Origin of the sequence: Eisenbergiella tayi (assembly GCF_001881565.1) — a bacterium.
Classification (GTDB): domain Bacteria; phylum Bacillota; class Clostridia; order Lachnospirales; family Lachnospiraceae; genus Eisenbergiella; species Eisenbergiella tayi.
The window spans coordinates 24,570-46,326 of record NZ_MPDJ01000006.1; the positions used below are offsets into that span (position 1 = coordinate 24,570).

21 protein-coding genes, 1 pseudogene and 1 other annotated feature are annotated in these 21,757 nt (G+C 47.1%); of the genes and pseudogenes, 21 read left to right on the forward strand and 1 reads right to left on the reverse strand.

The features are described from left to right. The first annotated feature begins 88 nt into the window (after nt 1-88). The 6 genes and pseudogenes from BLA28_RS22100 (at nt 89) to BLA28_RS34825 (ending at nt 6,545) form a co-directional block, all read left to right on the forward strand. Nucleotides 89-1,834 (forward strand): ABC transporter ATP-binding protein, encoded by a 1,746-nt coding sequence (locus tag BLA28_RS22100; protein WP_002571056.1) that lies wholly within the window; start codon nt 89-91, stop codon nt 1,832-1,834. Next, nucleotides 1,831-3,552 carry an ABC transporter ATP-binding protein gene (locus tag BLA28_RS22105; protein WP_009255325.1) on the forward strand — a complete coding sequence of 574 codons (1,722 nt, stop codon included), beginning with the start codon at nt 1,831-1,833 and terminating at the stop codon, nt 3,550-3,552. Before BLA28_RS22100 ends, BLA28_RS22105 begins: the two co-directional genes overlap by 4 nt. A 74-nt stretch (nt 3,553-3,626) precedes the next feature. Then, nucleotides 3,627-4,215 (forward strand): annotated as a pseudogene (locus BLA28_RS22110) (MptD family putative ECF transporter S component). Next, nucleotides 4,212-4,910 (forward strand): energy-coupling factor transporter transmembrane component T family protein, encoded by a 699-nt coding sequence (locus BLA28_RS22115; protein WP_002571059.1) that lies wholly within the window; start codon nt 4,212-4,214, stop codon nt 4,908-4,910. The pseudogene BLA28_RS22110 and the gene BLA28_RS22115 overlap by 4 nt, the downstream one beginning before the upstream one ends. After that, entirely contained in the window at nt 4,907-6,295 is a 1,389-nt protein-coding gene (locus BLA28_RS22120; RefSeq protein WP_002571060.1) for an ABC transporter ATP-binding protein, read from the forward strand. Before BLA28_RS22115 ends, BLA28_RS22120 begins: the two co-directional genes overlap by 4 nt. Before the next feature lie 91 nt (nt 6,296-6,386). Continuing rightward, nucleotides 6,387-6,545: an iron dependent repressor, metal binding and dimerization domain protein gene (locus tag BLA28_RS34825; protein WP_006770731.1), complete on the forward strand. Its 159-nt coding sequence runs from the start codon at nt 6,387-6,389 to the stop codon at nt 6,543-6,545. A gap of 27 nt (nt 6,546-6,572) precedes the next feature. On the opposite strand, the gene BLA28_RS22130 is transcribed toward BLA28_RS34825, so the two are convergent. Then, nucleotides 6,573-6,926, reverse strand: coding sequence for a helix-turn-helix domain-containing protein (locus BLA28_RS22130; protein WP_002571061.1), 354 nt, complete (start codon nt 6,924-6,926; stop codon nt 6,573-6,575). Between the two features lie 405 nt (nt 6,927-7,331). Here BLA28_RS22130 and BLA28_RS22135 point away from each other — a divergent pair, with 405 nt between their 5' ends. The 15 genes from BLA28_RS22135 (at nt 7,332) to BLA28_RS22210 (ending at nt 21,358) form a co-directional block, all read left to right on the forward strand. Further along, the gene (locus BLA28_RS22135) at nt 7,332-7,790 is read left to right on the forward strand and encodes a sigma factor-like helix-turn-helix DNA-binding protein (protein ID WP_002571062.1); all 459 of its coding nucleotides are present in this window, start codon (nt 7,332-7,334) and stop codon (nt 7,788-7,790) included. A 533-nt stretch (nt 7,791-8,323) separates the two neighbouring features. Beyond that, nucleotides 8,324-8,554, forward strand: a complete 231-nt coding sequence (locus tag BLA28_RS22145) for a helix-turn-helix domain-containing protein (RefSeq protein ID WP_002571063.1) — start codon at nt 8,324-8,326, stop codon at nt 8,552-8,554. Nucleotides 8,555-8,638: 84 nt separating this feature from the next. Next, nucleotides 8,639-9,853 carry a tyrosine-type recombinase/integrase gene (locus tag BLA28_RS22150; protein ID WP_002571064.1) on the forward strand — a complete coding sequence of 405 codons (1,215 nt, stop codon included), beginning with the start codon at nt 8,639-8,641 and terminating at the stop codon, nt 9,851-9,853. A 162-nt stretch (nt 9,854-10,015) separates the two neighbouring features. Further along, nucleotides 10,016-11,224, forward strand: coding sequence for a tyrosine-type recombinase/integrase (locus BLA28_RS22155; protein ID WP_002571065.1), 1,209 nt, complete (start codon nt 10,016-10,018; stop codon nt 11,222-11,224). Nucleotides 11,225-11,521: 297 nt separating this feature from the next. Further along, the gene (locus BLA28_RS22160; RefSeq protein WP_069157533.1) at nt 11,522-12,259 is read left to right on the forward strand and encodes a hypothetical protein; all 738 of its coding nucleotides are present in this window, start codon (nt 11,522-11,524) and stop codon (nt 12,257-12,259) included. Between the two features lie 8 nt (nt 12,260-12,267). After that, complete coding sequence (locus BLA28_RS22165) at nt 12,268-12,609, forward strand: cytochrome C biogenesis protein (protein ID WP_069157532.1); 342 nt, start codon at nt 12,268-12,270, stop codon at nt 12,607-12,609. 84 nt (nt 12,610-12,693) lie between these two features. After that, complete coding sequence (locus tag BLA28_RS22170; RefSeq protein WP_069157531.1) at nt 12,694-13,599, forward strand: LysR family transcriptional regulator; 906 nt, start codon at nt 12,694-12,696, stop codon at nt 13,597-13,599. A gap of 389 nt (nt 13,600-13,988) precedes the next feature. Next, nucleotides 13,989-15,032 carry a methionine ABC transporter ATP-binding protein gene (locus tag BLA28_RS22175; protein ID WP_069157530.1) on the forward strand — a complete coding sequence of 348 codons (1,044 nt, stop codon included), beginning with the start codon at nt 13,989-13,991 and terminating at the stop codon, nt 15,030-15,032. Continuing rightward, a complete protein-coding gene (locus BLA28_RS22180) occupies nt 15,016-15,696 on the forward strand; it encodes a methionine ABC transporter permease (RefSeq protein WP_069157529.1) in 681 nt (226 codons plus the stop codon). Before BLA28_RS22175 ends, BLA28_RS22180 begins: the two co-directional genes overlap by 17 nt. A 23-nt stretch (nt 15,697-15,719) precedes the next feature. Next, nucleotides 15,720-16,721, forward strand: a complete 1,002-nt coding sequence (locus BLA28_RS22185) for an L-lactate dehydrogenase (protein WP_069157528.1) — start codon at nt 15,720-15,722, stop codon at nt 16,719-16,721. 36 nt (nt 16,722-16,757) lie between these two features. Beyond that, nucleotides 16,758-17,576, forward strand: coding sequence for a MetQ/NlpA family ABC transporter substrate-binding protein (locus BLA28_RS22190; RefSeq protein WP_069157527.1), 819 nt, complete (start codon nt 16,758-16,760; stop codon nt 17,574-17,576). Nucleotides 17,577-17,661: 85 nt separating this feature from the next. Continuing rightward, a complete protein-coding gene (locus BLA28_RS22195) occupies nt 17,662-18,834 on the forward strand; it encodes a pyridoxal phosphate-dependent aminotransferase (RefSeq protein ID WP_069157526.1) in 1,173 nt (390 codons plus the stop codon). Between the two features lie 185 nt (nt 18,835-19,019). Further along, nucleotides 19,020-19,472: a thioredoxin-dependent thiol peroxidase gene (gene bcp, locus BLA28_RS22200; RefSeq protein WP_069151148.1), complete on the forward strand. Its 453-nt coding sequence runs from the start codon at nt 19,020-19,022 to the stop codon at nt 19,470-19,472. Between the two features lie 148 nt (nt 19,473-19,620). Further along, nucleotides 19,621-20,748 (forward strand): SPFH domain-containing protein, encoded by a 1,128-nt coding sequence (locus BLA28_RS22205; RefSeq protein WP_009255309.1) that lies wholly within the window; start codon nt 19,621-19,623, stop codon nt 20,746-20,748. 70 nt (nt 20,749-20,818) lie between these two features. Further along, nucleotides 20,819-21,358: a TM2 domain-containing protein gene (locus tag BLA28_RS22210; RefSeq protein WP_044971322.1), complete on the forward strand. Its 540-nt coding sequence runs from the start codon at nt 20,819-20,821 to the stop codon at nt 21,356-21,358. Nucleotides 21,359-21,421: 63 nt separating this feature from the next. Continuing rightward, nucleotides 21,422-21,666 (forward strand) — a binding site (T-box leader). Nucleotides 21,667-21,757: the final 91 nt, after the last annotated feature.

Below are 21,757 nucleotides of genomic sequence, written 5' to 3' on the forward strand. Positions count from 1 at the left end.
CGAAGAAATATAATAACGCGCAAGGGTTAGCTCGTGCTAACTTGCTTTTAATCAAATCTGATCACACGGTATGAAAGGAGTTTTGTCTATGTTTGCAGTATACAAAAAACTGCTCTATTATGTGCCCAAGCAGCGACCTTTGGCCTATATTGCAATCGGCCTGACGGTGGTGTCCACATTGCTCAATGTAGGCGCTTATTACTACCTCTATGAGTTTTTGAAACGATTGGTGGTAGACGGAGATATGGGGCATGCTCAATATAATGCGTTTCTGGTTGCGGGGCTGTTGATTGGCGGTTCGCTCTTGTATTTTGCAGCCGTGCTTTTGACGCATATGTTGGGCTTCCGGCTGGAGACCAACTTGCGCAAGCGTGGGATTGACGGCCTGACCAATGCCAGCTTCCGCTACTTTGATCTGAACTCATCGGGAAAGACACGTAAACTCATTGATGACAACGCGGCCCAAACGCATTCTATTGTAGCCCATCTGATTCCTGACAATGCTGGAGCAATTCTGACACCGTTTTTGGCGCTTGTGGTGGGGTTTTTGATCAGTCTGCGGGTAGGCATTGTTCTATTGGTTCTGTTCCTACTGAGTGGCGTGCTCCTTGTCCTGATGACCGGGGAAAAGAAGTTTATGGAAGTCTACCAAAAGGCGCTGGAGACAATGAGCAGCGAGACCGTGGAGTACATACGCGGGATACAGGTGCTCAAGATTTTTGGCATAGACGCTACATCTTTCAAGACGCTGCATCGGGCAATCGCGGATTATGCACGGCATGCCTTGAACTATTCCATGAGCTGCCGCAGACCATATGTGTTATTCCAGCTGATTCTATTCGGCTTTATTGCCGTACTCGTTTCAGTGGCAGCCTTAACGCTGAATCGGATGCAAGACCCTGCCGTGTTGGCGGTGGAACTCATTATGACGTTATTCCTTGGTGGAGTAATGTTTACCGCCTTTATGAAAGTGATGTATGTAGGTATGTATGCATTCATGGGAACTTCGGCGGTTGAAAAACTGGAGCAGGTGTTTTCAGATATGCAAAAGGATCGGCTTACATTTGGGAACAAGAGCACATTCAAAAACTATGACATTGAATTTGAACGGGTATGCTTTGGGTATACAGACCAGATGGTGCTGGAGGATGTTAGCTTCACTCTGAAAGAAGGCAGGAGCTATGCTCTGGTGGGATCTTCTGGAGGAGGAAAGTCCACGATTGCCAAATTGATTTCTGGTTTTTACAAAGTGGATGGAGGAGCGGTCAAGATTGGGGGAGAGCCCATTGAAGCCTATACAGAGGACGCCTTAATCCGCAATATCGCCTTTGTGTTCCAGAATGTCCGTTTGTTTCACATCAGTATTTACGAGAATGTCCGTCTGGCGAACCCAGACGCTCAAAGAGCGGAGGTCATGGAAGCGCTGCATCAGGCAGGTTGCGACAGCATTCTGGATAAGTTTAAGGATCGGGAAAATACGGTGATTGGCTCCAAAGGCGTATACCTGTCGGGCGGTGAGAAGCAGCGGATTGCAATCGCACGGGCAATGCTAAAGAATGCGAAAATCGTGATCCTTGACGAGGCCAGCGCGGCAATCGATCCGGAGAATGAGCATGAGCTGCAAAAGGCGTTTGCTCACTTAATGAAGGGAAAGACTGTCATTATGATTGCACACCGGCTGTCCAGCATTCGAAATGTGGATGAAATTCTGGTTTTGGAGGACGGGAAAATAGCAGAGCGAGGAACGGACGCAGCGTTGATGGCGACCGATACCAAGTACAGAGAATATCAAACGCTCTATGAACAGGCAAATGAATGGAGGGTTGTAAGATGAGAGAACTGTTTAAAACGCATTTTGCCCTGACCGACAAGGGGGCCAAAGATTTGCAAAAGGCCAGCGCGGCCTCCTTCTTCGTCTATGTGATCAACTTTTTCCCTGCAATGCTGCTGCTTCTCTTGGTGGATGAGTTGCTGTTGAACAATGTCAAGGAAACAGGGCTGTATTTGTGGGGATCTATCCTGGTTCTGGCTGTGATGTGGATTCTGCTCCGAATTGAATATGATGCGCTGTATAACACCACTTATCAGGAGAGCGCGAATCTTCGCACGGAGATTGCAGATATTCTGACCAAGTTGCCCTTATCCTACTTTTCCAGGCATGACCTTTCGGATCTGGCGCAAACCATCATGGCGGATGTGGCAGCTATTGAGCATGCTATGAGCCACGCTATGGCAAAGGCAGTGGGATTCCTGTTCTTTTTTCCGTTGCTTTCGGTTCTGCTGCTCCTTGGCAATGTTAAATTGGGGCTTGCTATCATTCTGCCAATTCTGCTTGGATTCGGGCTTCTTTTATTGTCGAAAAACCTTCAGATTCGGGAGTCATTCAAACATTATCAAAAGCTCCGGGACAACTCTGAGAGCTTTCAGGAGGCCATTGAAAATCAGCAGGAAATCAAGAGCTTTGGCTTGACTCAGAAGATCCGGCAGACTCTTTATCAAAAGATGGAAGAAAGTGAGAAAATCCATCTTCGTGCAGAGATTTCAGCGGGTATTCCTATGTTGTGCTCGAATGTCATTCTGCAATTTGCCTTTGTGCTTGTGATCCTGATAGGCGTCCAAATGCTGCATACAGGAGAGATCAATATCCTGTACTTTTTAGGATATGTACTGGCCTCCATTAAGGTGCGGGAAAGCGTAGAAGCGGTCAGCATGAATGTGGCAGAGCTGTATTATCTGGATTCCATGGTCAAACGTATCCGGGAGGTGCGGGAGACAAAGATACAGCAGGGCAAGGATCAGACAATCTCAAGTTATGATATTGAATTTGATCAGGTGTCTTTTTCTTACGATAAGGATACGGAAGTGCTCAAGAACATCAGTTTCACCGCGAAGCAAAACGAGGTGACTGCCTTAGTAGGGGTATCCGGTTGTGGAAAAACCAGTATCTTGCGTCTGATGTCAAGACTTTATGATTATGACGGCGGAAGCATTCGAATCGGCGGGCTGGATATCAAAGAAATCTCTACAAAATCCTTGTTTGAAAAGATAGCCATCGTGTTCCAGGATGTAACGCTGTTTAATGCATCTGTTCTGGAAAATATCCGTATTGGGAAAAAGACGGCCACAGATGAGGAAGTCGTTCAGGCAGCACGATTGGCCAACTGCGAAGAATTTATCCGGAGGCTTCCGGATGGGTATAAAACGATGATTGGAGAAAATGGAGCAACACTCTCTGGAGGAGAACGTCAACGGTTATCCATCGCCAGAGCCTTTTTGAAAGATTCACCTATTATCATTCTGGATGAGATTGCAGCCTCTTTGGATGTGGAAAACGAAAAAAAGATCCAGGACAGTTTGAACCGCCTCATTCTGGATAAGACCGTTATCATTATTTCCCACCGTCTCAAATCCGTTGAAAATGCAGATAGAATCGTGGTGATTGACTGCGGGAGAGTGGAGGCGTCCGGTACTCATCTTGAACTGCTTAAAGCTTCTCCAACCTATAACAATTTGGTGGAGAAAGCAAAACTGACGGAAGAATTCCAGTATTAACGTAAAGGGAACGGGGTGACCGTCATTCCTGGCGCGCCTTGTCCTCTCATTCATAATGAAGAAAGGAAAATCATATGAAAACAAACAACAAATGGACAGTCAAGGATGTGATTACAACAGTATTATTGACGGTGCTTCTCATCGGCATTCATTTTGTAGTTATTACTGTCTCTATGGTAAATCAATTTTTCAACTGCGTTTTATCTCCTGGGGTATCAATGTTTTTCTCTGCCCCGGTGTACATGCTGATGGTCAGCAGGGTAAATAAAAGATTCGTTTCTTTGACGTATCTGACGATTCTGGGCGTGTTTTTTTTGCTGACAGGCAACTTATTTCGTTTTGGTAGGCCTACTATGCGAGGTGGTACTATGGAAGCGGGGATCCTGTCGCAACGCAAAGAGATTAACCTTCGCATGGGCGATGGTGAGCCTGTTTTATAATGGAGGCAATCTTCTTCCGCTTTTGTTTTTCTGGGACACTTTTTACGCGTTTGCCGTCGCAAGCGGCATGGATCAAAGCTATATTGACAGTTACATACAATATTACACCTCCCCCGGCTGGCTGATCTTTATTGTATCTTTCTCTGTTATCTGTGGCTTTTTAGGCAGTATACTTGGGAGTCGGCTGATTGGGAAACACTTCAAGAAAGCGGGTGTTCTATGAGAGGTGAGCACTCCTTTGCTGTCCCGACCAAGTTTTTTGCATTGCTCTGCGCCATGCTAGGTATTTTTCTGGTGAAAAACATTCTGTTTACCACCGTTTTGGTGATATTCTGCTTCGTGTATGTTGGATTCCAGAGAAACTACCGATTAATGACATCCTGTGGAGCCTTTTATCTGCTGTTGTCATTGCTTTTGTACGCGATTCGGTTCTGGGGATATCATACGGTCATTATTTCCGAATTCCTTGTGTTGTTTTTCTGGAGCAGTATGGTAATGCTCATGCTGTTTTGGGATTTGTTTATGACGCCTCCTGGAGAACTGTCGTCGTTCTTGTCAAGTATCCACATGCCCACTGGCGTCATATTGGGACTGATGGTCATATTTCGATTTTTCCCCACCATGAAGGCTGAGCTTAAAGCAGTGGGCCTTTCGATGAAAAACCGGGGCCTTACATCTGTAAGACAATTTGCAGTACATCCACTTGCAAGTGTTGAATATGTCCTTGTCCCACTTCTGCTACGTATTTTGCAGATTGCCGACCAACTGGCCGTTTCCGCTGTGGCAAGAGGCGCTGAGTGCCCTGGCGTGCGAAAGAGTTACTACGAAACAACGATGCATATGCGCGACTGGTGTTTCCTTGCGCTTTGGGGAATCGTTACAGCAGCAGTTCTTTGCGTTGGAGGTGTGAAAATTTGATCGAATTTAAGAACGTATCCTTTCAATATGAGGGGAGCGAACAGCAAATTTGGAACGTAAATCTATCCATAGCACAGGGAGAATGTGTGGTACTCACAGGAGTGTCCGGCTGCGGGAAAACGACTCTGACCAGATTGATGAACGGTCTGGCTCCATCCTATTTCAAAGGCTCCATTTCCGGAAGTATTTGTATAGATGATAGAGACATTACAGGGATGACAGCCTGGGAAATCGGAACAATCGTCGGAAGTGTATTCCAGAATCCTAAAAGCCAGTTTTTTTCATCAGAACTTGTGGGTGAGGTGGCCTTTGGATGCGAAAACCACGGCTTCTCCCGGGAGGCAATTCAAGAGAGGACGGATAAATCCATTGAAACCTTTTCTCTTTCCTTAATAAGAAAAAGACCTCTGGATGTGCTTTCCAGCGGAGAAAAGCAGCGCGTGGCAATCGCTTCCGTCTATGCCATGCGCCCCAAAGTATTCGTTTGTGATGAACCAACTGCGAATTTGGATTTAGGGGGGATCGAGCAACTATTGGGAACGCTTTTTAAGTTGAAAGCCCAGGGCTACACGTTAGTGATCGCAGAGCACCGTCTCTCATGGCTTTCTGAGCTTGCTGATCGGATTATATATATGGAAAAAGGGAGGATTGTACGCGAATACACTCCCAAGGAGTTCACAGCTATGCCGGAAATGGAACGGCGCAACAAGGGGCTTCGGACGATGCACCGTGTACAAACACGCGAACCGCTACCACTTCCGAAACTTTTCGAGCGTGGGTCGCTGATTATGCACGACCTGTGTAAAAAATGCGGAGAAATAGAGGTGTTTACAAATCTTTCAGGAGCTTTCCCCCAAGGTTCTATCACTGCTGTCACCGGGCGAAATGGCGCCGGAAAAAGCACTCTGGCTTTAGTGCTTGCAGGTCTCTCTAAGAAGAGCGGCGGTGACATCATCGTTTGTGGGAGTAAAAATCATCTGTCTAGAAGGCGAAAAAAAGTATACTACTGCGGCAATGACACGACAACACAGTTCTTTACCGCAAGTGTTTCAGAAGAGCTGCTCTTGAATCAACCGTTGTCAGAGGAGCGAATGGAAAGGGCAAGGCAGTTGTTAAAGAACATGAATCTGTACGAGTATCGGGATGTACATCCGGCAGCCCTGTCAGGGGGACAGAAACAGAGACTTGCCGTTGCCTGCGCTATATTTTCGGAGCGTGAGATACTCTTGTTGGATGAACCTACAAGTGGATTGGATGGCGCAAACATGAGGAGAATATCCGATGCATTGAAAGCCGCTGCCAGCCGCGGAAAAACCGTGATTGTTATCACACATGATCCGGAGTTTATGGAAGAATGCTGTCAATATTGTTTTTCTTTAAAGTAGTTTTGTATCAGTATGCAAAGGAGCATACCTACATCTAGCAGATATTGGCTGCGGGGTGCCCGAAAAAATCTATGAGTGCCATTAATTCTTCATGGAGCAGTTAATAACCGCAGGCGTTAATCCTAAGACAGCGGAGGCCGATGCTTGCCATATGGAACATACTATCAGTATAGAAGCCTTTGAGAAACTCAGGGATTACTATTCCTCTCAAAAGGAAAAACAGTTTGCCCGTATAGCAACGGACAGATAATGCGGCTGGGCAATACACCCGACCGCATTATTTGTTATCTTTCTTCTCTTTTGTATCCAGCATTTTATCAATCAGGGCGAGCAACAGCTCCTGATCTCGCTGACTGCATTGTGGGACCAAGCGCCTAATCCGATCAACGATTTCGCTGTCTGTGATCATCTGCGGCGCAAGGATTTCGTCAAACGAAGCGCCGATGGCATTGACAAGACGAATCAGGACATCCAAGCTAGGCTTTCGCCGGCCGCTTTCTATGGCCGCCAAAAAACGAGGACTGATTTCTGCACGTTCCGCAATCTGTTCTCTCCTGTAGTTTCGCTTTTCCCTGGCATTCCGTAAGGATGCCCCAAACGAAAAATCTATATGTCGCATTTTTTTGTTCACTCTCCGTCACCTCACATAATTATATTTTACGGGGTAAAAGTATTATGCGAAATGATTGAAGAGTGGCTTTTTTATAGCTACTATGCGTTGTTTTTTTGCTTAGGAGGAGATGATTATGTGGGAAAATAATGACCTGTCCGCTTCTGGCAGGTCCTCTTAACGAAGAAAACCTGGTTGTAAAACTACGCCAGAACCCCAAAATTCCCGCTTCTTCCCTGCCAGTCTTTTATGGCCTTTATGGGAACTATTAGTAGCAATTAGAAAGCGACAAAACAGAACGGACACCGACATGGGATATTCCTGTGCCTGTGTCCGTATTATTTTTCCCTTATTCCCACGCTGCCGTTCGCCGCCTTCCGAGAGTTCGAAAACGATCCACTTTTCAAACTCTTGGAGGTAACGGCTGTGAGCAAAAATCGTGAAGAAAGAGCGAATTATTATCTTTATATAGATGGACAGGCTGTACCGGTAAGCGAACAGATTTACCGCGTGTATCAGCACTACGAGCGAAAAGAAGAATACTTTTCCTACGATCTGAAAACGGAAAAGTTCCAGAAAGACACTGCATCTTTCCTGCCCAGCAGAGAGGATTCCTATGAGCGTCTGTTGGAAAAGGACAGGCAGTTTGCTGCGCCCGGAAAAAACGTAGAACAGCTTGCATTGGAACATCTGGAAGCGGAACAGATACGCTTTTGTTTGGCTCAATTAAACGAAGACGAACAAGAACTGATTTTCCTGCTTTTCTATCAAGAAAAGACAGAACAGGAAGTCGGGAATATATTGCACATTTCGCATCAGGCGGTCAATAAGAGAAAACGGGTTCTACTGTTGAAGCTGAGAAAAATTTTTGAAGAATTTTTCTAAAATCGGTTGCTAAACTGCTCTCCCAACGGGGAAGTAAGTGAGAGGGTCTATCTCCCTCATGCAGCTTGACAACTGAATAGACGGCATTTCCGGTACATAACCCATGTACGAGCGAATCAGGCGCGCCGCGAAGATGACAGTCCAGGAGGTGATGAACAAGACTGTTCTGAGCAATCTACGCAAGCCTGAAACCCGAAAGCGGCATTTCGGGGCGCGATGACTGCATGGGGGCTTAAAGATACTTCCTCACGGCCTCCTAAAGACTTGGGGGGAACCCTGCGGCGCACGAGTAAAACGACGCTGCGGAGTTATGACAGCCGCGCCAGCGGAGACCGGAATGTCCCCATCGTCAGGGGTGCGTGGCAAATGTGGCGAGAATTGAGTTGCATTAAAAATAGGAAGCGATTACTTTCTTAGGTGGCCGTTTTCTATTCAAAATCAGATACCATGCGCTGGCAGTTTCGGTTGCCAGCGTATTCATGTGGTTTTGAAAGCAAGATGATAACCTTGACAGATTGGAGGGAATATGGTCTATGGAAAAACTCATTACACGAAAAGAAGCTGCTGAAATCTTAGGAATCAGCATAGCAACGCTGGATGCCGCCCGTAACAACGGCTTGATCTCTTATGTGCAATATGTTCAGAATGGCTGTGTATATTTTACTGCGGCAGGTCTCCAGGAGTATATCGCCAAATGTACGCATAGAGCAAAGCCAGTTGAGAGAAGCACAACTTACCGTAAGCCTCGAAGCGGAAGATCGTGAGCCGATCCGTATCCTTGATGGAATCAGAGAGGTCTGATAAAACAAAGGTACAGCGCTGGAGATTATTCTTAGGAGGTGGAGGAATTGGCAAATAGAAAACGAGCGATTCCACAATACGGTACAGTTACGCTGAACGGTCTTGACTATTACAGGACAAGAGTTCAGGATGCAGATGGAAAATTGAGGGCTCTTTATGCAAGGACACCTGAAGAATTATATGATAAGGAACTGAATGCGTTGGAGCAGATCGACAATGATACATTTTGTCGGAAGTCTCCTACCGTAGCAGAATACTGTGAGAAATGGCTGCTGATGCAGTCGGTTCATGTGCGGGCTACCACAATGACTGACTATACATCTAAAGTTAGAAGGCACATTATCAAAGAGTTGGGTGATATGGGGATGGCGGATGTGACTTTGGATGACATCCAGCTTGCCCTCGTTCCTGTTTCAAAAAAATCGGCTTCGGTTTATAAGTCTGTGGTTGTTCTTTACAAATCTATTTTCCGGGCAGCAAAGGAAAGCCGGATCATTGATAAGAATCCCACGGTCTATCTGACCTCAAAAGGCGGAGGGGTTCCGCAGAAAGAAAAAGAAGCTCTGACAGATGAGCAGGCAGCCCGCTTATTGGATGCCATTCAAGGGCTTCCGCCGTATGTATTTGTGATGCTTGGTCTGTACGCGGGCTTACGGAGAGAAGAAATCCTCGCCCTGCAATGGGATTCTGTATATCTGGATACGGATACCCCATACCTGACAGTACGAAGGGCATGGCACACAGAAAGCAACCGACCGGTCATTCTTGATGAATTGAAAACAAAAGCAGCGGAGAGAAATATTCCTCTCCCTATCTGCTTGGCTGACTGCCTGAGAGAAGCAAAAGCAAACTCCGCTTCGGAGTATGTTGTTCCAAATCGTGATGGCGATCCGCTGTCCTACACGCAGTTCAAGCGGCTCTGGCAGTATATAGTTACCAGAACAACAAAGGAGAGGGTTTATTACCGATACGAAGATGGGAAAAGAGTAAAGCATACTGTCACACCCGTCTTGGGAGAAAAGGCTGCTCATAACGGAAAAGTGGTTTACAGCTTGGACTTTGAGGTAACACCCCATCAGCTCCGGCATACATATATCACGAACCTGATTCATTCATCGGTAGACCCCAAAACAGTACAATACTTGGCAGGCCATGAGAGCAGCAAGATTACAATGGACATCTATGCAAAAGTCAAATACAATCGACCGGATGAGCTGGTTAAAAGCATGGGCGGTGCATTTGCTCAGTGGGATGGTGTTTGAGCCTAAAGTGCAGAAGCAATGAAACATCATAATTAGTTAAGAGCGAGGCAAGGATGTCTCGCTCTTCATTTTCCTCAATCCGTATCTTTGATTAAATTCATGCTTTCTGATAAAACGAGAGTGTAAGTTGTAAACGCTCATTATCAAGAAAGGAAAAACTATATGGCAAAGAAAAATAGAAGTGTTCCGCAGTACGGAACTGTTATGAGAAAAGGAATCCTATATTACAGAACACGGATTCAGGATGCGGATGGCAAGCAGGTCAGCTTGTATGCGACCACTTGTGAAGAACTATATGAAAAACAGCAGGCAGCAAAAAAGCAGGTCGAGGAGATTGTTTTTCGCCGAAAGCATCCGACGGTTGCTGAATATTGTGAGAAATGGCTGCTGATGCAATCAGCAAAGGTATCTTCAGCTACGATGAAAGCATATACCTCTGACATGAGGAATTATATCATTAAGCCTTTGGGGGATATGTATATGGAGGAAGTAACCGCAGATGATATTCGTCTGGCGCTTGTGCCGCTGACCAACAAATCGGAGGGGTTATACAATACGGTAAATATGCTCATTAAATGTATTTTTTACTCGGCAGAGCGTAGTGAGCTGATCACTTATAATCCCTGTGTAGGAATATCTGCAAAGGGCGGAAAGCCAACGAAGAAGAAAGACGCATTAACCGACCAGCAGGTTGAGGTGTTATTGGATACAGTCAAGGGGCTGCCACCCTATTTGTTCATTATGATTTGCTTGTATTCTGGGCTTCGCCGGGAGGAGGCACTTGGATTGCACTGGGATTGTGTGTTTCTGGATGCACCTACTCCGTATATATCCGTGCGGAGAGCATGGCGGTCAGAGCATAACAGACCCGTGGTTTCTACGGTGCTAAAGACCCCGGCAGCAAAAAGGGATATTCCGATACCGAAGTGCTTGGTAGATTGTCTGCGAGAAGCGAAAGAAAATTCTATATCAGATTATGTGATCGCTGACAGCAAAGGAGAGCCGCTTGCATATTCACAGTTTCAGAGGGTATGGCAGTATGTAGTTGTCCGTTCCACTAAGCCCCGGAACTACTATAAGTATGTAAATGGGGAGAGTATCAAATATACGGTTACTCCAACGCTGGGCATGACACAGAAGAACCAACCCAAAATCAAATACACGATAGATTTTGATGTGACACCACATCAGCTGCGGCACACTTACATTACCAATCTTCTCTATGCGGGAGTGAATCCTAAGACGGTTCAGTACCTTGCAGGGCATGAAAACAGCAAAACAACTATGGACATCTATGCAAAGGTAAAGTACAATAAGCCTGAGGAGTTATTTGAGGTGGTAAATGATGCGCTACATCAGAGGGGCTTCTGATTGAAAAAACACCTATTTTTGTGGTTAAGGAATAGGACAACCGAGAACCGAAAGGGCAAAAAAGCCTAGAATATCAAGGAAAAACGGCAATCAAAGAATTTCAATACGGTCTCAAGGCAGCGCGTCGTGCTCCTCAGTTCTCCAAGAGATAATCATTTGCATATATGCAATGGAAACCCACAAACTTCAGGTTTGTGGGTTTTTTTGAAGTTATTCTGATGGTATTATGTATCGCAGAACAGTATAATAAAAGAAAGTTTATTATGATGATTTTTGCGGGATGAGGTGTGATAATTTTTGGATTTGATAAATGGAGTTTCCGATATTTTTGATGAAGAACAGCTTCTGATGAGTGAATGGGAAAAGCGATGGAAGGAATGTCATATAGAATATCCATATTTTAATCAGGATGGCATCGTCAGCTATGAAAAATGGTCACAATTGCCTGAAGGAAAGCACATACTTGTAATTTTGAAAGAAACAGATGCGCTGGAAGGCAGCCTTGCTGAATTCCTTCGGAATGGGGGCAGTGATACCTATTATCGTACCTGGAACAATGTAGCCCGATGGACAAGAATGATTTTGGACGGGATTTATCTGGAACGGGTTGACCGGGAATTACTTGATAATTCCATAAAAGAGATTGCTGCCATAAACCTGAAAAAATATGCTGGAGGTGCCAGGGCAAATAACCGTGAAGTGAAGAAAATAGCTTTGGAAGATGTTGATTTATTACGACGGCAGGTAAGGCTGTATCAGCCGGATATCATCCTGACAGGAGGCTGGGGAATGGTTTCAGATTTCCTGCATGATCATATTTTGGAAGAAGATCGTGCATGGTACGATCCACGAAAACGTAAAGATCGGGAACGGGAGCCGGATTTATGGTATTTCCGGACTGATAAAGTGTGCGAGGGGAAATCAACTCTTGTGATCAGTATGCCGCATCCGAACCGGGCTGCGAAGAAATGGACGCTGGAGCTGCAGAAGGTGCTTTGGAAAGAAGAAATACTAGCGAAAGCAATGAAAGGTTGATAATAGATATGGATTTAAGCAACATCACACAGGTAAAACTGGAAATTTATACACCGGCAGAATATATTGTTGCATTGCGGGATTCCCTTACAGCATTGGGAGCCTGCAAAATCGGCAGCTATGATCATGTGATCTCCTGGCAGGAAACAAAAGGCTGTTGGAGACCGCTGGAGGACAGCAATCCGTTTCAGGGTGAAAAGGGCAGTGTTTGTACAGGGGAAGAAGTAAAGCTGGAGGTACGCTGCCCGGTCGGACTTGTTTCAGAAGCTCAAAAGGTCATCAGGGAAATCCATCCTTATGAAGAACCGGTTATAAATATAATTCCCCTTATCAATGACTGGTTTGAATAAGCGCGGATTTTATTCCTCAAGAAAAGATACCCGGCAAAAATATGAAAAAACAAGACGGACAGAGCACCGGCGGAGGAAAAAGACATGACACTTCAACAATTAAGATATGTGATAATGACAGCGGACTGTGGTTCCATGAATGAGGCGGCTAAACGTCTGTTCATTTCCCAGCCCAGCCTGTCGGGAACCATAAAGGAGCTGGAGGAGGAAATCGGGCTGGATATTTTCCTGCGCTCCAACAGAGGAATTGTGATCACGCCGGAAGGGGAAGAATTCCTGGGTTACGCAAGACAGGTGGCGGAGCAGTACCGTCTGCTCACCGATAAATATCTGGATAAGGAATCCAAGAAAAAATTCAGTGTTTCCATGCAGCATTATACATTTGCTGTAAAGGCCTTTGTGGAGATGGTGAAAAAAGTGGGAATGGATCAATACGAATTCGCCATCCATGAAACCAAAACCCATGAGGTGATTGAGAATGTTAGAAATTTCCGCAGTGAAATAGGAATTCTGTATCTGAATGATTTTAATGAACAGGTGATGAGTAAGCTGCTGCGGGAAAACAGTCTGGAATTTACGGAACTATTCCAATGTGATACGTATGTTTATTTATGGAGCGGCCATCCTCTCTCAGGAGAACCTGTTATTTCCATGGATCAGCTGGAGGAGTATCCCTGTCTTGCGTTTGATCAGGGAAAAAACAATTCCTTTTATCTGGCAGAAGAAATGAAGAGCACATATGAATACAAGAAAATAATAAAGGCCGATGACAGGGCTACTCTCCTGAACCTGATGGTCGGGCTGAATGCCTATACCCTTTGCTCCGGCATTATCTGTGAGGAACTGAACGGAGCCGATTACAAAGCGGTGCCCCTTGCGGAAAGCGAGAAAATGAGGATTGGCTATATCCGCAGAAAAGGAGCCGGAATCAGCCGCATCGGCAGGGTATATATTGAAGAACTGCTGGCTTATAAGGATAGACTGCTATAGGTTTAGCCTATAACGGAATATTGGTTTTCCATATTAACACTTATTTGTATGGGCTGTTATAATAACAGCATAAGGCCGGCACGAGAAAAATTGAACGTAGAGCAACCGGTCTATGCTGCCTTATTGATACAGGAAGAATGAAGAAAGGATAAGGGAACAGATTATGCGAGCAGATAGTTTTGTTATGAATATGGTGAATATGGGATGTATGGGCATGTGCAGGATGGAAGGCATGCTTAATAAAGTGCGCATGAAAACGGCCGTACGCAGGTATGGAGGCTGAGTTTTCCCTTATGTGAACGGATAAAACAGGGACAGCGGATGCGCAGATAAAAAGTGCAGCCGCTGTTTTTTTGTACATTTGATTGTCAGTCAGAAAGGAGCCATACATGATTCGCTTTGAGAATGTCAGCAAAACCTTCCGCGGAAACGGAAAGCAGGTAGAGGCCGTTAAGGAGGTAAGCCTGCATATAAAAAAAGGAGAAATCTTCGGCATAATCGGATATTCAGGGGCCGGAAAATCCACGCTGGTCAGGTGCATTAACCTGCTGGAACGACCTGATCAGGGACGGATATGGATCGGGGATACGGAAATCACCATCCTTAAAGGGAAATCACTGAGGAAACAGCGCAGAAAGATCGGGATGATATTCCAGCAGTTCCATTTATTCGCATCCCGTAATGTATATGAAAATGTGGCATATCCGCTGAAACACCAGGGATTGACCAGACAGGAGATAAAGAAGAGGGTGGAAGAGCTTTTGAACCTGGTGGGCCTGGAGGATAAGGCCTCAGCCTATCCCTCACAGCTTTCCGGAGGGCAGAAGCAGAGAGCAGCCATCGCCAGGGCGCTTGCAAACGAGCCGGATATCCTGCTTTGCGACGAAGCCACCAGCGCGCTGGATCCCAAGACCACCACGGCAATCCTGCGGCTGCTTCAGGAGGTTAACCGTAAGCTGGGGGTCACCATTGTGGTTATCACTCATGAAATGCAGGTAGTGAAGGAGATCTGCGGCAGGGTGGCGGTCATGGAAGGCGGCAGCGTCGTAGAGGAGGGAGAGGTTTTTGATATCTTTTCCAACCCTCATGAGAAAATCACCGGGGATTTTGTAAACAACGCTTCCAATCTTTCCAGAATCTATACTTACCTGGAAGAAAAAGCGGAAATTATCCGTTTGAATAAAGGGGAATGTATCCTGCGTCTGCACTATCTGCATAAAAATACATCGGAAGCGCTGGTGTCACAAATATCCAGGGATTTTTCCCTGAATGTAAATATTATATTCGGAAATATAGAACTGATTGGTGAGAATCCCATAGGCGGGCTGGTTGCCATTGTAAGCGGAAGCGGAGAAAATATCAGGCGTGCAGTGGATTTCCTGCGGGAGAAAAAAGTAGGAGTGGAGGTATTGGCGGATGCAAGAGTTTCTTAATACATATTTTGGGAATGTGATGGCAAAGCTGCCGGATTTTTATGGAAGTATTCTGGATACCCTGCGCATGACAGGCCGGGCGGGGGCGATAGCCTTTGTGGGAGGGCTGTTTCTCGGTGTGGTGCTTACGGTAACGAAGGAGGGAGGTATTCTCCAGGCAAAGGCTCTTTATCAGGTGCTGGATAAAATCATTAACTTTTTCCGATCCATCCCATTTATTATCCTTCTGGCCGCACTGATTCCGCTGACGAGACTGATTTCAGGGACGGCCATCGGGGTGGAGGGAGCCATTGTACCGCTGGTATGCGGCACGATTCCTTTTTTTGCAAGGCAGATAGAATCGGCCCTGGCAGAAATGGATCCGGGGCTTGTGGAAGCGGCCCTGTCCATGGGGAGCAGTCCCGTGGAGATCATTTTCCGGGTATATCTGAAGGAATGCATTCCGGGAATTGTCCGTGCGGTCACGATTACCGCAATCAGCCTTATCGGCCTGACGGCCATGGCAGGGGCGGTGGGAGCAGGAGGCCTGGGGGATTTTGCCATACGTTTCGGCTATCAGAGAAACCAAACAGATGTGACGCTGGCATCCATCCTGGTACTGGCCAGTCTGGTGAGCCTGATACAGCTGGCAGGGAATATGACGGCGAAGAAGCATACACATTGATTTTAAGACAGGAGGAAGAAACGATGAAACAAGCAGGAAAAGTAATCATTATAGGAGCGGGTCATGTGGGCTCCCACGCGGCTTATGCCCTCGCCTCCCAGGGGCTGGCCGGAAAAATAGTCTTGATTGATATCGACAGGGAAAAAGCAGCGGCACAGGCGCTGGATATCGGGGATGCGGCGGCTTATCTGCCTTATCCGGTAAAAATAAAAGCGGGAGATTACACGGATGCAGGGGACGGGGATGTGATGGTAATTGCGGTGGGAACCAATCCGGATAAGGCAAAGGGAGAGACGAGAATGGATACGCTCGCGGCTACGGCGGCGATTATCAGGGATGTTGCAGAAGAAATCCGGCAGTCCGGTTTTCATGGAATACTGGTGAGCATTTCCAATCCTGCCGATGTGATCGCCCATTATCTGCAGTACCTGCTTTCCTGGCCTGCCGGTAAAATAATATCTACCGGAACCACCCTGGATTCCGCCAGACTCCGCAGGGTGACGGCAGAGGCGGTGGGAGTTTCCATAGAGGATGCGGAAGGCTATGCGTTGGGAGAGCATGGGGAAAGCCAGATCGCGGCCTGGTCAACGGTTTCCATACAGGGAAGGGCTCTTTCGGAGCTCAGAGAGGAAAACAAGGGAAAATATGGCCGTATCGACTGGGAGTCACTGGCCGGAGAAGTCCGCGGAGGCGGCTGGACCATACTTGAGGGAAAAGGAAGTACGGAATTTGGCATCGGAGCCGCGCTGGCAGAGGTGGTGAGGGCAGTCTGGGAGGATAAGGGTACCATTCTTCCCGTATCAACCCTGTTAAGCGGGGAATACGGGCAGCACGGTGTCTATGCTTCGGTTCCTGCTGTTCTGGGAAGAAAAGGTGTGAAGGAAGTAGTGGAACTGAAGCTGACGGAGGAAGAGAAGGAAAAATTCGGGGAATCCTGCAGGATTATGAGGGAAAACTTTGAACTGGCAGTGACATGGTATGAGAAAACACGGAAGGCCCGGAATGATGGAGCGGCTTCTGCATAGGAATCTGCGGCCCGGCCGCAGACAGGAGGAGAAATTATGAAAAAGACAGCATTGGTTTTTTTGTGGATATTACTGGCGTCAGGCATATCGGCCTGTGGAAAACAGGTGTCAGCGGAGGAGGGCGGCAGTACTGTTACAATCGGAGTGGTGGGGGAAGCCCAGGAAATGTGGGATCCGGTAAAGGAAGAGCTTGCCAAGGAGGGGATAAACCTTGAACTGGTTACATTTACGGATTATTCCACGCCAAACGCGGCTCTTGCAGGAGGCGAAATTGACTTAAATGCATTTCAGCATTATGCTTATCTGAATAAGGAAATAGAAAGCTATGGTTATGAAATCGAGGCAATCGGGGATACCTTTATTTCGGCTATGAATATTTATTCCCGGAATCTTACCGATGTGAGCCAGGTGCAAAGGGGCAGTAAGGTTGCTGTTCCCGGAGATGCCTCCAATGAAGGAAGAGCCCTGAAGGTACTGGAGGCAGCAGGCCTGATAGCTCTGGATAAGAAGGCGGGGGACAGCCCGGAGGCTGCGGATATTGTGGATAATCCTCTGCAGCTGGAGCTGGTGGAGGTAGATGCCGCTAATGTATGTGCGCTTCTTCCCGATGTGGCGATAGCTGTGGTAAACTGTAACTATGCCCTGGATAACGGGCTGAATCCCGGGAAGGATTCCATTTTTCAGGACAGTGTTGATATATATGAAGGAAAAAATTATGTGAATCTGATTGCGGCAGGTAAGGGAGAAGCGGATAATGAGGTGTATAAGCGGATTGTGGAAGCATATCAGACGGAAGCGGTAAAAGAGGTGTATAAGGAAGCCTTTAAAGGTTCTTACCTTCCGGCCTGGGAATAGAAGTTCAGGGGAAGAGGACCGGAAATAAAGGGCTTTCCCGTATAAAAGATTACAGGTGTGCCGGTGCACACGGACAGGAGTGACGATGAAAGAACTGAGCAGCAGGACAGCCGGATTTACGGATTCGGTGATCCGCAGGATGACGAGAATATCCAACCGGTACGGGGCGGTTAATCTGTCCCAGGGTTTCCCGGATTTCGATCCGCCGGAGGCTGTTACGGACAGACTGGCACAGACGGCGAAGGAAGGCCCGCATCAGTATGCATTGACCTGGGGCGCACAGAATTTCAGGGAGGCCCTGGCGGCAAAGCAGGAGCATTTTTCCGGGGTAAGAGTGGATCCGGAGGAGGAGATTGTCGTAACCTGCGGCAGTACGGAGGCCATGATGGCGGCTATGCTGGCGGTGACGAATCCGGGGGATAAGGTAATTATTTTTTCCCCGTTCTATGAGAATTATGGGGCGGATACGATATTGGCGGGCGCGGAACCGATATATGTAGCGCTGAAGCCTCCTTCCTTTTCTTTCCATGTGGGAGAACTGGAACAGGCCTTCCGGCAGGGGGCGAAGGCGCTGATATTGTGTAATCCTTCCAATCCCTGCGGAAAGGTATTTTCCTATGGAGAGCTTCGGATTATCGCGGATCTGGCGGTGAAATATGACGTCTATGTCATTACGGATGAGGTTTATGAGCATATTGTATATGAACCCTGTAAGCATACCTATCTCTCCTCGCTTCCGGGAATGAGCGAAAGGACAATCATTTGCAGTTCCCTTTCCAAAACGTATTCTATTACAGGTTGGCGTCTGGGCTATGTGATCGCGGCGCCCCACATTGCCGGACGGATCAAAAAGGTACATGATTTTCTTACGGTGGGAGCGGCAGCACCGCTGATGGAAGCGGCCGTTGTGGGGCTTGCTTTTCCGGATGAGTATTATTATGAGCTTCGCAGGCATTATACCCACATGAAGGATTTGTTTATCGGCGGGCTGAAAGACCTGGGGCTTACCTTTACAGAGCCTCAGGGCGCCTATTATGTGCTGGTGGACGTCTCGGAATTCGGTGTGAGGGATGATGTGAGGTTTTGTGAATGGATGGCGGAAAAAGTGGGTGTGGGCGCGGTGCCTGGCTCCAGCTTTTTCCGGGAAGAGGTGCATCATTTGATACGGCTCCATTTTGCCAAGAGGGACGATACCCTGTATGAAGCGCTGAACCGGCTGGAGGGCCTGAAGAAGAAATCGGAGTCCTATCGGGACTGAACTATGCGGCGGAGCATATGAAGGGAAGCCCGTTATGCTGGCAGATCACGCTGAATGCAGAGGAATGTGAACGCTCCGTGCTGGCAATGGATGCGGTGAAGCGTCTGTAAATGCATGTTGCACAGGGATAAAGAGGTATGTTATGGTAAGGGAAAGAAATGGATGATTTACAGGAGGTAGCAGTTATGCTTGAAACAGGAATAAAAGCGCCGGAATTTACTTTGAAGAATCAGGACGGAGAGGAAGTCTCCCTGAAGGATTTTCTGGGAAAAAAGGTGATTCTCTATTTTTACCCGAAGGATAACACGCCCGGATGCACCACACAGGCCTGTTCTTTTGGAGATATGTACCCGCAGATAAGGGAAAAGGGTGCTGTTGTGCTGGGCGTAAGCAAGGACAGCGTGGCATCCCATAAGAAATTTGCGGATAAATATGGTCTTCCTTTTACCCTTCTTTCGGATCCGGAGCTGGAGGTTATACAGAAGTATGATGTCTGGCAGGAAAAGAATATGTACGGAAAAAAGGTAATGGGAGTGGTGCGATCCACCTATCTCATTGATGAAGAGGGGATTATCAAAGAAGCCTTTACCAAGGTGAAGCCCGGGGAAAATGCGGCGCAGATGCTGGAAACCTTGTAACGGCAGAGCAGCTGTTCAGGCCGCGTCGTGTATCTGCTGCATGGTACGGCCTGTATATTATCGGTAAAAAAGCCTTGTTCTTTACTCTATATATGTTAAAATAAAGCAAGAAGCAGTTAGGCGGCACAACATATGGAGGTAAGCATACATGGCGATTATTGATGTCGTAAAATTCGATGGTCTGCGTTCGAGAGACTGGCTTGTATACAAGTTTCCGTCCGACACGTTGGTTTTTGGCACCAGGCTGATTGTTAATGAAGGGCAGGTGGCTGTTTTTGTAAAAGGCGGCCAGGTCTGTGATTTATTTTATCCGGGCTCATATATTCTGGATACGGATAATCTTCCTGTCCTGTTCCATATATTTAATCTTCCCTATGGAGGGAATACTCCCTTTACGGCGGAGGTCTATTTCATCAATACCAAGACCAAGCTGGATATACCCTGGGGGACATCGGATCCGATCCAGCTGATCGATCCTAAATATTTTGTGAAGCTGAGGATCCGGGCCTTTGGGCAGATGGGTCTTAAGCTCATGGATTACAGCCTCTTTTTCCGTGAACTGATCGGCTCCATGAATCAGAATGATATTGTCAGCTTTGATAAAATCAAGCTGTTTTACCGTGGAATGGTGGTCACCAAAGTGAAATCCATCATTTCTGAGATGATTCTGGCTGAGAAGATCTCCGCTTTGGAAATCTCGGCCCATCTAGATGATATCTCTGATAAATGCAGGGAGGAAATTTCCGGGGAATTCCAGAAATACGGATTCAACGTGGTAAATTTCTTTGTACAGTCCATAAACTTTCCCGATGATGATTTTGCAAAAATCAATAAAATCCTGGAAGATAAGGCCGCTTTTGAAATCATGGGGGACGGCCGTTATGTGACGAAGCGCAGCTTTGATGTTTATGAGGGCGCTGCCAATAACAATAACGGAGTGGCAGGCGCTTTTGCCGCAGGAGGAATCGGCGCAGGGGTCGGGATGAACGTGGCTCAGGCGGCAGGGGGGATGGCTCCCCGGATAAATCCCGGACAGATGGTGATCTGCCCGAAATGCGGGGAAAAATCCGTACAGGGAAGCAAGTTCTGCAATACCTGCGGAGCAAAGCTGGAGGTGGAGAAAAAACGCTGTCCCAGCTGCGGAAAAGAAAATGACGGGGATGCCAAGTTCTGTGATGAATGCGGGTTCAGCCTCCTGGAAAGAGTATGCGAATGCGGGGCAAAGCTTCCGGCGGGCGCTAAATTCTGCTATGAGTGCGGAAGGAAGATACAGTAAATATTCCCTGTAATTGGATTGGGAAAAAAGGATAAAGCGTAGTAAAATATGAGTAACGGAGGGTTTTATTATGAATGAATTAAGATGTCCCCAGTGCGGGGCGCCTGTGGATGCTGGTGCAACAGAATGTAAATACTGCGGAGAAAGACTTTCTTTTCAACAGTCGGCAGTGCAGCCGGATGCCGGAGCGCAGCAGGGCGGTTATCAGTCAGGCCCGGCTTATGGAGACGGTTATCAGCAGGGACCGGGATACGGCAATTTCCAGGGAGGTCCCCAGCCGAATCCCTATCAGGGACAGCCGCAGCCTCAGGTTTATCAGGTTCCGCCGCAGCCCCAGGGCTATCAGCAGCCTATGCCCGGTTATTATAACAATCCCGCCATTGATCCTTCCTGGCCGGTAAAGAGCAAGCTCTGTGCAGGCCTTCTCGGCATCTTTTTAGGGACATTCGGGATACATAAATTCTATATGGGCAAGGTGGGAATGGGTATTCTGTATATCTGCTTCTGCTGGACCTATATTCCTGCCATCGTTGGGTTTATAGAGGGTATCATGTACCTTTGCTCTTCCGATGAGAACTTTATGCTGAAGCATCATGTGAGAGTGAGATAGTGTGCGTAAAAAAAGTTTTTGCTTGACCTTTTTACAGTAACGTGGTAAAACATTAATAACATAAAAAATGCAGTGAATGGGATAAATTACATGGGCAGTATCATGACAGAGAGCCGCCGGCTGGTGAAAGGCGGTATGGTATCCATTGTAACATCACCCTGGAGCATCCCGCTGAAAGCATTACGAGTAGGTTGGGACGGGTTCTCTACGTTAACGGAGATGCTGTTAACCAAAGACAGCAGAAAACGAGCGGCCGTTATTTTTATGCGGCAAGCAGAGTGGTACCACGGATGAATTCCGCCTCTGCAGTCCTCAGGGACTGTGGAGGTTTTTTTGTGGTTTCCCTTAGGCTGTATTGTTTGTGTACATCTTATCAATGAGGAGAGCTGCCGCCGGCAG